The following is a 13,737-nucleotide window of genomic DNA, read 5'->3' on the forward strand; positions in this document are numbered from 1 at the left end:
ACTCACCTGTGTCGTTCGCCGGCGGCGTGACGGTCCACGCAGGACAGCAAGGCATCCTGATTCGGGCGGGGGGCGGATACAACCACCCGATAGGGGAGCCGCCGCGCGATCTCCGCCGCGCGGGGGCTGATGCAGAAGGCCACAAGACTCTCCGCCACCGAGGTCAGTCCCATATTGTCCAGCACCCTAGCAAAGGCTTCCGCCGACCGCGGGGAGAAAAACAGCACCGCGTCAATCCGCCGGGCGACCAACGCCGCGGCCGCTTCCGCGGAAATCCGGTCGTTCGCCACCGCGCGGTACAGCACTTCCCGCCGGACCTCGAAGCCCGATTCCGCGAGCGCGCCCTTGAGATCGCCGGCTGTTTCGGCGCCTGCGGCATGCACAAGCGGACCCGCGGCGGGATCCAGTTCGGCCACTGCGACGCGGGTGAGGTCATCGACATCCCCGTCGGCATCCCGCACGTCAGGAAAGCCGCATTCGCGCGCCAGCGCCGCCGTGCTCCGTCCCACCGCCATGAGTGGCAGGTCGCGACGCGGCGTGGCCGCCGCAAGGGCCCGGACACCGTTGCGGCTGGTGGCCAGCAGGGCCTGCACGCCCTGCAGGTCCAGCCCGTCGGGTGCTTCCAGCACGATATCAAGTACCGGATCGATCAGAACCTGGTGGCCGCGGGCCTCGAGCGCCCGGGCCGTTTCCACTGCGTCGAGACGCGGCCGTGTCAGCAGAATTCTCAAAGGATCTCCGCGAGAAAGGCCGGCCCGGCGTCCCGCTTCAGTTGCTGTCCGGCGTCGTCGCCCATGCGGAAGGCGTCGGACACGGGCCCGCGCCGCTCGGTCGCCCGGCGGTCGCTGCCGTCCGGCATGACGATTTCGGCGCGCAGCCAGAGTTCGCCGTCGGCCTGACGCAGGCCGAGCCCGGCAATGGGGGTGCGGCAGGAGCCGTCCAGCGCGGCCAGCATGGCGCGTTCGGCGGTCACCGCGTACTCGGTCTCGGTATCGTGCAGCGCGGCCAGCCGTTCCCGCGTCGCTTCGTCATCGCTGCGGATCTCGACGCCGACAGCGCCCTGGGCCACCGCCGGCAGCATCTCTTCGGGCTCGATAAGGGCGGTGATGCGCTCGGTCCGCTGCAACCGGATCAGCCCGGCATTGGCGAGGAACGTCGCGGCGACCTCACCCCGGTCCAGCTTCTCCAGCCGGGTCGCCACATTGCCGCGGAAGGTGATCACCTTCAGGTCTGGCCGGCGGTGAAGCACCTGCGCCTGGCGGCGGAGGCTTGCGGTGCCCACGACGGCACCGTGAGGCAGACCGGCGATACCCTCGGCCACGTTGCAGATGAAGGCGTCGCGCGGATCCTCGCGCGGCAGCAGGCAGCAGATCTCCATGCCGTCCGGCAGGACCGTCGGCATGTCCTTCATGGAATGCACCGCCATGTCGATCTCGCCGGCGGCGAGCGCCTCCTCGATCTCCTTCGTGAACAGTCCCTTGCCGCCGATGGACGCGAGCGCCCGGTCGCGGATGCGGTCGCCGGTGGTGGTGATGACGACCACCTCCACCGCTTCGTCCGGCAGCTCCGGATGCGCCTGATGGAGACGCCGCTTGACCTCGTTGGCCTGCCACAGCGCCAGCGGGCTGCCGCGGGTACCGATCTTCATACTTGCTTGTCCGTTCATGGTTGGCGGTGTTACCTCCCCGCTTCCGCTATTGCCAGCGTCAAGGGCCGTCAGGTGACAACGATACTGGGCATCGAGACAAGCTGTGACGAGACCGCCGCCGCCGTGGTCCGTGACGACGGGACAATCCTGTCCAACGTGGTCTTCTCCCAGATCGATGAACACGCGCCCTTCGCCGGCGTGGTACCGGAAATCGCCGCCCGCGCCCATGTCGAGAAGCTGGACAGCGTGATCGCCGCCGCATTGTCCGAGGCCGGTATCGGGCTGGCCGGCGTCGACGCCATCGCAGCGACGGCCGGACCCGGGCTGATCGGCGGCGTCATCGTCGGCTTCACCACCGCCAAGGCCATGGCGCTCGCCGCCGGAAAGCCGCTGATCGCCGTCAATCACCTGGAAGCCCACGCGCTCACCGTGCGCATGACCGATCCGGTCGGGTTCCCCTATCTCCTGCTGCTCGTCTCCGGCGGACATTGCCAGATCCTGCTGGTGGAGGGCGTCGGCCACTACCGCCGGCTGGGGGCGACCATTGACGATGCGGTGGGCGAGGCCTTCGACAAGACCGCCAAGCTGCTGGGCCTGGGCTTCCCCGGTGGTCCGGCTGTGGAACGCTGCGCGACGGACGGCAATCCGGCGCGCTTCGGCCTGCCCCGGCCGATGATGGGGCGGCCCGAGCTGGATTTCTCGTTCTCGGGACTCAAGACCGCCGTCCGCCAGGTGGCGGAGAAGCTGGGACCCCGCCCCGCGCCGCAGGATCTGGCCGATCTCTGTGCCAGCTTCCAGGCCGCCATCGGCGACGTGCTGGCCGATCGCGTCGGGCGGGCCCTCGGCCGCTGCCGCGAGCTGGGTGTGGCGCCGAACGCCTTCGTGCTGGCCGGCGGCGTCGCCGCGAACCGGTATCTGCGCGGCCGCCTGTTGGAGACCGCGCGCGCCGGCGACATCGAGATGAAGGCGCCGCCGCCCAAGCTCTGCACCGACAATGGCGCCATGGTCGCCTGGGCCGGCGTGGAGCGATTCCGCCTCGGTCTCACCGATCCGCTGGCGGCCGCGCCGCGCGCCCGCTGGCCGCTGGACGAGACGGCCGCGCCCCTGCCCTTCGCCGGAGCCAAATCGTGACCGCGCCCGATCTGGAGCAGATGGCCGACCGCATCGCCGCCGGCAATCGCCGCGCCCTGGCCCGCGCCATCACGCTGGTCGAATCCAGCCGGGCCGATCACCGCACGCAGGCCCAGGAGCTTCTGGAAAAGCTGGTCGGCCGGGCCGGCGGCGCTATCCGGCTGGGCATTTCCGGCACGCCGGGCGTCGGCAAGTCGACCTTCATCGAAGCCTTCGGCCAGCATCTGACCGCCGCCGGCCACCGGGTCGCCGTTCTGGCCGTCGATCCGTCGTCGAAACGCACAGGCGGCTCCATCCTGGGCGACAAGACACGCATGGAGCATCTGGCGCGCGACCCAAACGCCTTCATCCGGCCCTCGCCCTCGGGCGGCACGCTGGGCGGCGTGGCCCGGCGCACCCGCGAGACCATGCTTCTGGTCGAGGCCGCCGGCTATGATGTCGTGCTGGTGGAAACCGTCGGCGTCGGCCAGTCCGAAACCACCGTGGCCGAGATGGTCGACCTGTTCATGCTGCTGCTCTCGCCGGGCGGCGGCGACGAGTTGCAGGGCATCAAGCGCGGCGTCATGGAGCTGGCCGACCTGATCGTCATCAACAAGGCCGATGGCGATCTGCTGGCCGCGGCCAAACGGGCGGCGACGGAATACCGCGGCGCGCTCGGCCTGATCCGTCCGAAGACGCCGCACTGGCGCGCCAGGGTGCGGCTGGCCTCCGCGCTGAAGGGCGAAGGCATCGAAGAGATCTGGCGCGACATCACGAAATACCGCGAGGCGATGACGGAAGCCGGCGCACTCGAAAAGCAGCGGGCCGAACAGGCCAAGGCCTGGATGTGGCAGGAGCTGACGGACGGGCTGGTATACGCGCTGACACGCGACCGGCGCGTTGCGGCGGCATTGCCGGACTGGGAAGCGCGGGTGATGAGCGGCGAAGCGACGCCCGGCGCGGCCGCGGATGCGCTGCGCGCGCTGTTCCTCGGCCATTCGGAGGCTTGACCGCCCGCGGCGGCTTCGCTAAACACCGCCGCTCGGTATTGCGGGACGGGAGACCGTCCCTTTATTTCGATCAGAACGGGAGACCAGACATGGCTCGGCGGTGCGAGCTGACCGGCAAGGGCGTGATGTCCGGCCACAATGTCAGCCACTCCAACATCAAGACCAAACGGCGCTTCCTGCCGAGCGTGCGGCGCGTGAAGCTCGGCTCCGACGCGCTGGGCCGGACCGTCACCCTCAAGATCTCGACCCATGCCCTGCGCTCGGTCGAGCACAACGAGGGCATCGACAACTACATCCTGAAGCAGTCCGATGCGAACCTGTCGCTGAACGCCCGGCGGCTGAAGCGGGAGATCAGGAAGGCCCGCGCCGAGCGCGGCGCAGCGGCCGACCTGACCCTGCCGGCGGAAGCCGACGCGGATGCGGTGGAGGAAGCCGCCACCTGATCCGGACCGGAAACGGAACGATCTCGAAGGGCTCCGGCACGCCGGGGCCCTTCTTCGTTCGGATCGTGTCGGCCGACCAGTCTCCGCATCTCCCGGTCGGTCATTGGAGCTTGCGGCGACTGAGCGCCGAACTGCCGGCAACTTCCCGGCATGGGGCCTAGCCGAGATTGGCGAGCAGGAAATCCTGGGTCCGGGCCCATGCGAGCATCGCGTCCTGCGCGTCGTAGCGGGCCGTGGTGGGGTTCGCGAAGCCGTGCTGGGCATCGTACCAGTAGCTGGTGACATCCTTGCCGGCGAGAGCCATCTCGGCCTCGAACTTTCTCACCATCTCGTGGTTGATCCACTCGTCCTGCTCGGCGAAGTGTCCCAGCACCGGCCCCCTCAGCTGCTTCAGCGCTTCGGCCTCGCGGGCGACATTCCCGTAGTAGACCACCGTGGCGTCCACTGGCCGGGCGATGGAGGCGTTCAGCGACCAGCCGCCGCCGAAGCACCATCCGACCGTGCCCACCTTCCCGTTGACCGCCTCATGGGCCTTCATCCAGTCGATCCAGCTGGCCAGCGTGCCGGTGGCCTGCGCCGCGTCGACCTGCTGCATGTAGGCGCGCGCGTTGCCCGGATCGGTCGCCACCTTGCCGTCGTAGAGATCGGCGGCGACGGCGACATAGCCCATCTTCGCGAACTCGTCGGCCATGGTCTTGATCTGATCGTTCAGGCCCCACCATTCGTGGATCAGCAGCATCGCCGGCGCGGGGGTCTTCTCCGGCATGGCGACGAAGCCGGTCACGGTGCGGCCGTCATGCGTGGTCAAGGCGGTTTCGTTGAGCGTCGCCGCCGCCGCGCGCGACAGGAGGGGATCGGCGAGGATGGCGGCCAGCGGCAGCGACGCCGCGCCTTTCAGTACGGTTCTGCGAGCAAGCATGTCATGAGCTCCGTTCACGAATGAGACCGACGCGATGGTAGCCTGTTCCGGCGCCGGCACCACTCACGGGCGCGTCATTTCGCGCTGCAACAGACGGCATCGGCATACCGCGCATGCGTCACGCAACGCCTTGCAAGCGGCGTCGTTAAGAGCAGATTCAGTTTGGCAGTGCACAATTCGCGGACTGTAACAAGATTGACAACTACCGGGTATTGTGCGGTGCAATAGCAATTCCTCAGGATTCAGAATCCTGAATCCGGAACGGAAGGAACAGGCTCAAAGTGCTCTATCAGCTCTACGAAATGAACCACGCGGCGATCGCGCCGTTCAGGACGGCTGCCCAGTTCACGCAGGCCGCGCTGCGCAATCCGATGAATCCGGCGGCCTTCACCATGCAGGGCCGCGCCGCCGCCGCCGCCGCGGACGTCTTCGAGAGCATCACGCGCCGCTATGGCAAGCCGGCCTTCGAGATCGACGAGGTCATGGTCAACGGCACGAGGGTCGGCGTGAGCGAGCAGATCGTGATGCGCAAGCCCTTCGGGCAGCTCAAGTACTTCAAGAAGGACCGCTCCGAGATCCCGGCCAAGCTGGCCGACATGCCCAGGGTGCTGATCGTCGCGCCGCTGTCGGGCCATTTCGCCACGCTGCTGCGCGGCACGGTCCGGGCCATGCTGCCGGAGCACGAGGTCTTCATCACCGACTGGCGGGACGCCCGTCAGGTTCCGGTTTCCGAAGGCAAGTTCGACCTCGAGGACTACATCGACTACGTGATGGATTTCCTGCACGTCCTGGGCCCGAACACCCATGTGATGGCGGTCTGCCAGCCGGGACCGGCGGTGCTCGCCGCAACGGCGCTGATGTCTGAGGACCGCGATCCCTGCACACCGGCGACGCTGACCATCATGGGCAGCCCGATCGATCCGCGGAAGAGCCCGACGGTGCCCAACGAACTGGCCACCTCCCGGCCGCTGGAATGGTTCAAGAACCATGTCGTCATGTCGGTGCCGATGCCTCATCCGGGCTTCATGCGGTCTGTCTACCCGGGTTTCCTGCAGCTCACCGGCTTCATGACCATGAACCTCGACCGTCACATCGACGCCCACAAGCGGCTGTTCGACAGCCTCGTCAAGGGCGACGGCGACACGGCGGCGGCGCACCGCAAGTTCTACGACGAGTATCTCTCCGTGCTCGACATGACCGCGGAGTTCTACCTGCAGACGATCGAATCCGTGTTCCAGAAGTTCGACCTGCCGAACGGCAACATGACCTGGCGGGGACGCAAGGTGGATCCGTCGAAGATCACCAAGACGGCCCTGTTCACGGTCGAGGGCGAGAACGACGACATTTCCGGCATCGGTCAGACCCAGGCCGCGCACGACCTCTGCATCAACATTCCCGAGAAGAAGCAGCTCGACTACGTCCAGCCGGATGTCGGCCACTACGGCGTCTTCAACGGCAACCGCTTCCGCACCGAGATCCAGCCGCGCGTCCGGGACTTCATCCGCTCGTTCCCGGTGCTCGGGGCCTGAACGGCGCGGACCCTTGGCGGAGCACTTCTTCGCCATAGGCTTCCGCGGCATCGCCGCCGCCTGGGTCGCGCGCCGCGTGGCCCTGATGGAAAAGGGCGGCGTCTGGGCCGCCGACCGCGACATCGTCACCGGCATGGGCCTGCCGTCGAGCCGCGACCTGCTCTACCCTGACCGTCCTGCGGCGCAGGGCGAACGGTCGGACGCCGAAATCCTGGACGACATCCGCCACCTGGCGCCGCATCTCGTGCGGCCGGTGCGCCTGGTCACGCTGGGGGCGCTCAGAAAGAAGTTCTTCGGCCTCTGGCTGACCCGCGACGTCGAGAAGTACGGCAAAACGGTGAACCTCACCGAGCATCAGGCGGGACGGCCGCTTTGCGAGATTGCCCGCCGTGCCGCGCTGCGGGTGCAGATGGAGCGAGTCCATTTCGTCGACGCGCCGCGGCTGACCGTGGCGCTCGCCCGCGACTTCACGGCCCGCGAGGGCACCCTGGCCCGCGAAGGCTCGATCAGCGCCTCCTACACCCTGACCGACGACCAGCAGGACCGCGGTGAGACATTCCGGCCCCGCGTCCAGACGGTGCTGAAGCGCACCTACCGGGAGGATTTCGCCTACAGCCTCCCCTGCCCCGACAATGTATCGGTGCTCGTCCTGCCGCTGGACCAGGATACCCTGCTACTTGAGCGCGAAGTAGGCGATCTTTCGGTCGAGGAGGCCTTCGGGCAACTGGAGCACACGTTCGAGATGCATTTCGATCTCGAACTCAAGCAGGAGCATGTGATCTGGGCCAACGTCATCGACGATCCGGCCGATTTCTCCTGCATCCAGCACCTTCGTCAGGACGACAGTGTGCTCGCGCGGCTGGGCGACATCTTCGCACAGCATGGCGTCGGCGACGCCCACGAGAAGGCCGGTCTTGCCGACGGCAGGATCGAGGAGAACTACGGCGTCTTCGCCAACCAGATCGCGGCGAATTACAGCCATATCGACGCCGCCTATATCCGCGCTCTTGTCGCCCGCCACGGCCCCCTGACGCCCGACGTGCTGGGCCCGACCCACCGCGAATCGGACCTGGGGGAGGATTTCGGCGGCGGCCTGCGCGCCCGCGAGGCGAAGTGGATGCTGGAGCAGGAGTTCGCCCGCACCGCCGAGGACATCGCCTGGCGGCGCGGCCGCTTCGCGCTGCACGGGGCGGATGTCGACAGGCTGCAGCGGTGGATGGACCGGGGCGCGCCTCTGGGCTAGGTGTTGCATGCAACACTGAGGGAGGCCGCCCGACATGACCGACACCGTCCGTGCCCTGCTGGAGACCGGCGCCGCCGCCGCCCCCGCCATCGGCGGCGAGAACCGGCCCGACATGACCCACGAGGCCCTCGGCGCCTTCGCCGACGAGATCGTGGCGACGCTGAACGGCTTCGGCATCGGCCGCGGCGACCGGGTGGCGATCGTGCTGCCCAACGGGCCGGAGATGGCGACGGCGTTCCTGACCATCGCCTGCGGCGCGACGACGGCGCCGCTCAATCCCGCCTACCGCGCGGACGAATACGACTTCTACCTCTCCGATCTGAACGCGAAGGCCCTCGTCGTCCCCGACGACTATGACGGCGACGCCCTGGGCGTGGCGGAGAAGCGCGGCATTCCCGTCCTGCGCCTCTCGCCGCGGAGCAACGAGGCTGCCGGGCTGTTCCATCTCGCCGGCGAGATCGAGGGCACGCCCGCAAATCCCGGTCCCGCAGAGCCGAGCGACGTCGCCCTGGTGCTGCACACCTCCGGCACCACTTCGCGGCCCAAGATCGTGCCGCTGAGCCAGGCCAATGTCGCCGCCAGCGCCCGCCACATCGCCAACGCCATCGCGCTGAAGGCGGAGGACCGCTGCCTCAACATCATGCCGCTCTTTCACATCCACGGCCTGATCGCGGCGGTGCTGTCCTCGGTGGCCGCGGGCGGCAGCGTCTGGTGCAGCCCCGGTTTCAACGCGCTGCGCTTCTTCAACTGGGTCGAGACGGCGAAGCCCACCTGGTACACCGCCGTGCCGACCATGCACCAGGCGATCCTGGGCCGCGCCGGCCGCAACGCCGACGTCATCAAGGCCCACCCCTTCCGCCTGATCCGCTCGTCCTCCTCCTCCCTGCCGCCGCAGGTGATGGCGGAGCTGGAGGCGACCTTCGGCTGTCCCGTGATCGAAAGCTACGGCATGACCGAGGCGGCGCACCAGATGGCCTCCAACCCACTACCACCGGCCGCGCGCAAGCCGGGCACAGTGGGCATCGCCGCCGGGCCGGAGGTCGGCATCATGGACCCGGACGGCAATCTGCTGGGGCACGGCGCAACCGGCGAGGTGGTGATCAAGGGACCGAACGTCACCGCGGGCTACGAGAACAACCCGAAGGCCAATGCCGAGAACTTCACCAACGGCTGGTTCCGCACCGGCGACCAGGGCGTCCTCGACAACGAGGGTTATCTCACCATCACCGGGCGGCTGAAGGAGATCATCAACCGCGGCGGCGAGAAGATCTCGCCCCGGGAGGTCGACGAGGTGCTGATGGACCACCCGGCCGTCGCCCAGGCCGTGACATTCGCCATGCCGCACGCGAAGCTGGGCGAGGAGGTCGCCGCCGCCGTCGTCCTCCGCGAGGGTCAGGCGGCGGACGAACGCGCCATACGCGACTTCGCCGCGAAGCGTCTGGCGGACTTCAAGGTGCCGCGCAAGGTGCTGATCATGGAGGAAATCCCGAAGGGCGCGACCGGCAAGCTGCAGCGCATCGGCCTGGCGGAGAAGCTGGGGCTGGCGGGGTAATCGAATCCGCTTCGCTCAGCTCCTCGGCCCCACCGTTGTTGCCACGTGAAGTGATCTGAAGTCCTGGGCTTGACCCCAGGACCCAGCCTCTCGTTTCGCTGGGCCCTTGGATCAAGTCCAAGGGCGCCAGTCTGAAGCAATTCCTTCGAACTTCCGATCGGCCTGTCAGACCGCTCCTCTCTCAGTCGCGAAACTTCTTGAACAGGTCCGACGCCACCTTGCGGATCTGGATCTCCTCGGTGCCCTCGGTGATGCGGTAGCGGCGGTGGTGGCGGTAGATGTGCTCGAACGGCTTGTAGCGGGTGTAGCCCATGCCGCCATGCACCTGCATGGCCCGGTCGGCGGCCTCGCAGACGAAGCGGTTGGCGCGGTAGTTCGCCATGGCGACCCAGTGGGTGACCGCCATGTGGTCCTGCTGGTCCAGGTGCCAGGCCGACTTGTAGACCAGACCGCGCAGCATCTCGGCCTCGGTGTTGAGTTCGGCAAGCGGCCACTGGATCGCCTGGTTGCGCGACAACGGCTGGCCCCAGGTGACCCGGTTGTTGGCCCATTTGACCGCCTCGTCGACGCAGTACTGCCCGGCGCCGAGGCTGGAAGCCGCCTGGCGGATACGGTTCTCGTGGAAGAAGGCCTGCATGCACTCCAGGCCGCGGCCTTCCTCGTGCAGGATCGCGCTGTCGGGCACGCGCACGTCGCGGAAGTGCACCTCCGCGTGGTCGGAGGGCATGTTGAAGGTCCAGTGCATGTAGGCGATGTCGACGCCCGGCGTCTCGACGGGGACGATGAAGGCGGTGATGCCCATGGGCTCGCCCGGGCTGCCCGACGTGCGCGCGAAGACGACGTCGTGGCTGGCGTTCGACATGCCGGAGTTCCAGCGCTTGGTGCCGTTGATCACCCAGTCGCCGCCGTCGCGCTTCGCCTCCGTCTCCATGAAGGTCGCGTCGGAGCCGTGATTGGGCTCGGTGACGCCGAAGGCGACGCGCTTGCGGCCCGTGATCATGTCCTCGATGAATTCTTCCCTCTGCGCCTCTGTGCCGACGGCGCGGAAGATGTGGACCACGGGGAAGTTGCCGACGATCGAGCTCTCGTTCTGGAGGTCGTTGTGCAGCCCCAGCCCCTTGTGCGCCAGGTGCTCGCGGATGATCGCCATGCCCAGATTGGAGCCGCCCGAGCCGCCGACGTCCTTCGGCAGCGCCCAGCGCAGATGGCCGGCCCTGTCGGCCCGGCGCTTCATCTCCGCCAGCAGCTCTTCCCACTCCTCCTTCGGCCGCCCGCCCTTCTCCCAGTCCGTCCGCTCGTACTCTCGGCGGTGATCGAAGAACCGGATGTTCTCGGCCTCCAGCGGCTTGATCTCCTTCTCGATGAAGTCGTCCAAGACCGCCAGATAGTCGCGGATGTCGTCGGGTATGTTGAAATCCATGCGCGCGTCCTCCCCGCCGCGCAGTCTAGGCCAACCAACGGCCGCGGCAACCGGCGCAAATTCCGGGAGGCGAAGTTCCGATGCCCGCGCTATGTCAGGGGACGCAACGGCACGAAGAACGCGGGGACGCAATGGCGGCGAGATCGATGGGCGCAACGGAATGGGGACTGCTCGCCGCGCTGTCGCTCATCTGGGGCTCGACTTTCTTCTTCGTCGAGATCGCCCTGGCCGAGGTCGGGCCGCTGACCCTGGTGCTGGGACGCGTCGCCATGGGCGCGGCGGTGCTGTGGGTCGTGGTCCTGGCGATGGGCGCGCGACGGCCGAAGGGCTGGCGCGACTGGCGCGATCTGGCGCTCATGGGCCTGCTGAACAACGCCATCCCCTTCTGCCTGATATTCTGGGGCCAGCAGCACATCGCCTCTGGCCTCGCCTCGATCCTCAACGCGACCACCCCGATCTTCGCCATCCTGGTCGCGCATCTGCTGCTGGCCGATGAACGCGCGACGCCGGGCAAGGCCGCGGGCGTCATCTTCGGCCTCGCCGGCGTGACCATGCTGATCGGGCCGGAGGCGCTGACGGGGCTGAGCGACGGCCTGCTGGGGCAACTCGCGGTGATGGGCGCCGCCGTCTCCTACGCTTTCGCCGGCGCGTTCGGGCGGCGGCTGGGCCGCTTTGCGCCGCCGGTCGCGGCGGCCGGCATGCTCACCATGTCGACGGCGATCATGGTGCCCGCAGCCCTTCTCGCCGAGGGCGCGCCGGCGGCCCTGCCGTCCCTCGCGCCGCTCGCCGCCTGGGTGGCGCTGGGCGTCGCCGGCACCGGCCTCGCCTATATCCTCTATTTCCGCATCCTGGCGACCGCGGGCGCGACGAATCTGCTTTTGACGACCTTCCTGATTCCGCCCAGCGCCATCTTCCTGGGCGTGGTCTTCCTGGACGAAAGCCTGGCGCCCACCGCTCTCGGGGGGCTGGCCCTGATCTTCGCCGGTCTGGCCTGCGTGGATGGCCGGCTGCTGCGCTTCGCCCGGAGGCGGACGGCATGAGCCCGGACTGGGAAGCGATCCGCCGGCGGATCGACGAACGCGGCTTCGCCGTCGCCCCGGCGATGCTCGACGCCGGAACCTGCGCGGCTATCGCGGCCGGCTATGCCGACGACGGGCTCTATCGCAGCCGCGTGGTCATGCGCCGCCATTCCTTCGGCGAGGGCGAGTACAAGTACTTCAGCTATCCCCTGCCCGCTCCCGTCCAGCGTCTCAGGGAAAGCGTCTATCCCGAACTCGCCCCGCTGGCCAATCTCTGGGCCGAAAGGCTCGGCTGGGACTCCCGCTTCCCGGCGGCGCATGCGGACTACCTGGAACAGTGTCACGCGGCGGGACAGACGCGGCCGACGCCGCTGGTGCTGAGCTACGGGCCCGGCGACTACAACCGCCTGCACCAGGACCTCTATGGCGACCTGCACTTTCCCGTTCAGATGGCGGTGCTGCTTACCGACCCGGCCGAATTCGAGGGAGGCGAATTCGTGCTCACCGAAACCCAGGCGCGCAAGCAGAACCGGGCGGAGGTGATCTCGCTCAGGCAGGGCGACGCCGTGCTGTTCGCGGTCAACCAGCGGCCCGTGGCCTCGAAGAACGGCTACTCCCGGGTCACCATGCGCCACGGAGTTTCGACGGTGCGGTCGGGCCATCGCCGCACGCTGGGCGTGATCTTCCACGACGCCCGGTAAAGGGCGAGCCGGCGCCTTCCGCTCAGCCCCGGCCGCCGGGCAGATTGTCCGCGCCGAGAGACTGATCCAAGCGGTTGAAGTGTTCGATAATCTGACGGAACTGCTGTTCCGGCGAGCGCAGTTCCTGCTGCCGCCGCCGCTCCCGCGCCGCTCGCCGCCGCATGACCGCGAACCCGCAGAGCAGGCCGACCCCGGCCAGTGCGGCGATGACGAGAATGGCGTCGACGCCCAGTTCCATGAGTTCCGCACCCCCGTTCAGCCGACTGAACTCCGATCATAGTCCGAACGGACGCGCCGCCGCTGTGGCGCGCGTCACGGGCCGCAGCTACATCGGCGCAACGCCGAAGGTGTTGGCGACAGCGTCGAACACGAGCTGGACCGCCAGCGCCGCCAGGATGACGCCCAGTATGCGGCCGATGGTCTGGGCGACCGTATCGCCCAGCAGCCGCAGGACAGGCCCGACCGCGAGAAAGATCGCCAGGCAGATCAGCAGCACCGCCGAAGCCGCGCCCAACACCGCGATCTGGTCGGCGAATGCGTCTCCGGCTTCCTTCATGTAGAGCATGATCGTCGCGATGGCGCCGGGGCCGGCCATCATCGGAATGGCCATGGGAAAGACGGAGATGTCTTCTTCCACGCTCCCGCGGTGTTCCACCATGTCGTTGGTGCGCTTCTCGCGCCGCTCGCTGCGCTTCTCGAACACCATTTCCAGCGCGATCAGGAACAGCAGGATGCCGCCGGCGGCGCGGAAGGCCTCCAGCGTGATCCCCATGGCCCCCAGCAGGAACGCACCGCCATAGGCGAAGCCGAACAGGATGAAGGCGGCGACGACGGTCGCCTTGACCGCCATGATCGCCTTGTGGCGGCGCGAGGCGCCTTCGGTCAGCGTCGCGAAGATGGGCGCGATGCCGATCGGGTCGACCACGACGAAGAAAGTCACCAGCGCCGGTACGAAGGCCTCCATGGCCTAGCCGCCAGCCGATTCGAACCAGGCGCATCGGCGCAACACGCTATGGGCCACCACGAACAGCACCACGCCCAGAAAGAACATCATGCCCAGCCGGCGGCGGCCGAGCGGATCGGACCGGGGCTTCTCCTCGTCGCCGGCCGGTTCCGGATCCGCCCCGTCAGTCAAAGGAGCCC

Annotated in this window: 15 protein-coding genes; 8 read left to right on the top strand and 7 right to left on the bottom strand. The window is 68.2% G+C overall.

Annotated elements, in window-relative coordinates; all coding sequences use genetic code 11:
• Positions 1-2: 2 nt before the first annotated feature.
• Positions 3-731, bottom strand: a complete 729-nt coding sequence (locus CWC60_RS09650; RefSeq protein WP_109793774.1) for a uroporphyrinogen-III synthase — start codon at positions 729-731, stop codon at positions 3-5.
• Positions 728-1,648 (bottom strand): hydroxymethylbilane synthase, encoded by a 921-nt coding sequence (gene hemC, locus CWC60_RS09655; RefSeq protein WP_206419855.1) that lies wholly within the window; start codon positions 1,646-1,648, stop codon positions 728-730. Before hemC ends, CWC60_RS09650 begins: the two co-directional genes overlap by 4 nt.
• Positions 1,649-1,729: 81 nt before the next feature.
• On the opposite strand from hemC, the gene tsaD reads away from it, so the two are divergent.
• The 3 genes from tsaD (at position 1,730) to rpmB (ending at position 4,211) form a co-directional block, all read left to right on the top strand.
• Entirely contained in the window at positions 1,730-2,779 is a 1,050-nt protein-coding gene (gene tsaD / locus CWC60_RS09660; RefSeq protein WP_420891154.1) for a tRNA (adenosine(37)-N6)-threonylcarbamoyltransferase complex transferase subunit TsaD, read from the top strand.
• On the top strand, positions 2,773-3,768 hold the full coding sequence (meaB, locus tag CWC60_RS09665; protein ID WP_109793775.1) for a methylmalonyl Co-A mutase-associated GTPase MeaB: 996 nt from the start codon (positions 2,773-2,775) through the stop codon (positions 3,766-3,768). The genes tsaD and meaB overlap by 7 nt, the downstream gene beginning before the upstream one ends.
• Positions 3,769-3,857: 89 nt before the next feature.
• Positions 3,858-4,211 (top strand): 50S ribosomal protein L28, encoded by a 354-nt coding sequence (gene rpmB, locus CWC60_RS24090; RefSeq protein WP_109793776.1) that lies wholly within the window; start codon positions 3,858-3,860, stop codon positions 4,209-4,211.
• 157 nt (positions 4,212-4,368) lie between these two features.
• Here the strand turns inward: rpmB and CWC60_RS09675 are convergent, their stop codons facing one another.
• The gene (locus tag CWC60_RS09675) at positions 4,369-5,130 is read right to left on the bottom strand and encodes a dienelactone hydrolase family protein (RefSeq protein WP_109793777.1); all 762 of its coding nucleotides are present in this window, start codon (positions 5,128-5,130) and stop codon (positions 4,369-4,371) included.
• 281 nt (positions 5,131-5,411) lie between these two features.
• On the opposite strand from CWC60_RS09675, the gene CWC60_RS09680 reads away from it, so the two are divergent.
• From CWC60_RS09680 to CWC60_RS09690, 3 genes are read left to right on the top strand one after another with little or no spacing between them, the layout of a single operon-like run.
• Positions 5,412-6,659 (top strand): polyhydroxyalkanoate depolymerase, encoded by a 1,248-nt coding sequence (locus tag CWC60_RS09680; protein ID WP_109793778.1) that lies wholly within the window; start codon positions 5,412-5,414, stop codon positions 6,657-6,659.
• A gap of 13 nt (positions 6,660-6,672) precedes the next feature.
• A complete protein-coding gene (locus CWC60_RS09685) occupies positions 6,673-7,902 on the top strand; it encodes a hypothetical protein (protein ID WP_109793779.1) in 1,230 nt (409 codons plus the stop codon).
• Between the two features lie 34 nt (positions 7,903-7,936).
• Entirely contained in the window at positions 7,937-9,454 is a 1,518-nt protein-coding gene (locus CWC60_RS09690) for an acyl--CoA ligase (RefSeq protein WP_109793780.1), read from the top strand.
• Between the two features lie 181 nt (positions 9,455-9,635).
• On the opposite strand, the gene CWC60_RS09695 is transcribed toward CWC60_RS09690, so the two are convergent.
• Positions 9,636-10,874, bottom strand: coding sequence for an acyl-CoA dehydrogenase family protein (locus CWC60_RS09695; protein ID WP_109793781.1), 1,239 nt, complete (start codon positions 10,872-10,874; stop codon positions 9,636-9,638).
• A gap of 146 nt (positions 10,875-11,020) precedes the next feature.
• Here CWC60_RS09695 and CWC60_RS09700 point away from each other — a divergent pair, with 146 nt between their 5' ends.
• Both CWC60_RS09700 and CWC60_RS09705 read left to right on the top strand, forming a co-directional pair.
• A complete protein-coding gene (locus CWC60_RS09700; RefSeq protein WP_109793782.1) occupies positions 11,021-11,914 on the top strand; it encodes a DMT family transporter in 894 nt (297 codons plus the stop codon).
• Positions 11,911-12,594 (top strand): 2OG-Fe(II) oxygenase, encoded by a 684-nt coding sequence (locus tag CWC60_RS09705; protein ID WP_109793783.1) that lies wholly within the window; start codon positions 11,911-11,913, stop codon positions 12,592-12,594. Before CWC60_RS09700 ends, CWC60_RS09705 begins: the two co-directional genes overlap by 4 nt.
• Positions 12,595-12,616: 22 nt before the next feature.
• On the opposite strand, the gene CWC60_RS09710 is transcribed toward CWC60_RS09705, so the two are convergent.
• From CWC60_RS09710 to CWC60_RS23575, 3 genes are all read right to left on the bottom strand, one after another.
• Entirely contained in the window at positions 12,617-12,832 is a 216-nt protein-coding gene (locus CWC60_RS09710; protein WP_109793784.1) for a hypothetical protein, read from the bottom strand.
• A gap of 87 nt (positions 12,833-12,919) precedes the next feature.
• Positions 12,920-13,558, bottom strand: a complete 639-nt coding sequence (locus CWC60_RS09715) for a MarC family protein (protein ID WP_109793785.1) — start codon at positions 13,556-13,558, stop codon at positions 12,920-12,922.
• 3 nt (positions 13,559-13,561) lie between these two features.
• A complete protein-coding gene (locus tag CWC60_RS23575) occupies positions 13,562-13,729 on the bottom strand; it encodes a hypothetical protein (protein WP_164516465.1) in 168 nt (55 codons plus the stop codon).
• Positions 13,730-13,737: the final 8 nt, after the last annotated feature.

Source organism: Minwuia thermotolerans (assembly GCF_002924445.1).
Classification (GTDB): Bacteria; Pseudomonadota; Alphaproteobacteria; order Minwuiales; family Minwuiaceae; genus Minwuia; species Minwuia thermotolerans.

Coding starts and splice junctions, on each gene's coding strand:
- hemC (WP_206419855.1), bottom strand. CDS start 1,648: ATGAAGATCGGTACCCGCGGCAGCCCGCTGGCGCTGTGGCAGGCCAAC.
- rpmB (WP_109793776.1), top strand. CDS start 3,858: ATGGCTCGGCGGTGCGAGCTGACCGGCAAGGGCGTGATGTCCGGCCAC.
- CWC60_RS09675 (WP_109793777.1), bottom strand. CDS start 5,130: ATGCTTGCTCGCAGAACCGTACTGAAAGGCGCGGCGTCGCTGCCGCTG.
- CWC60_RS09690 (WP_109793780.1), top strand. CDS start 7,937: ATGACCGACACCGTCCGTGCCCTGCTGGAGACCGGCGCCGCCGCCGCC.
- CWC60_RS09695 (WP_109793781.1), bottom strand. CDS start 10,874: ATGGATTTCAACATACCCGACGACATCCGCGACTATCTGGCGGTCTTG.
- CWC60_RS09700 (WP_109793782.1), top strand. CDS start 11,021: ATGGGCGCAACGGAATGGGGACTGCTCGCCGCGCTGTCGCTCATCTGG.
- CWC60_RS09705 (WP_109793783.1), top strand. CDS start 11,911: ATGAGCCCGGACTGGGAAGCGATCCGCCGGCGGATCGACGAACGCGGC.
- CWC60_RS09710 (WP_109793784.1), bottom strand. CDS start 12,832: ATGGAACTGGGCGTCGACGCCATTCTCGTCATCGCCGCACTGGCCGGG.
- CWC60_RS09715 (WP_109793785.1), bottom strand. CDS start 13,558: ATGGAGGCCTTCGTACCGGCGCTGGTGACTTTCTTCGTCGTGGTCGAC.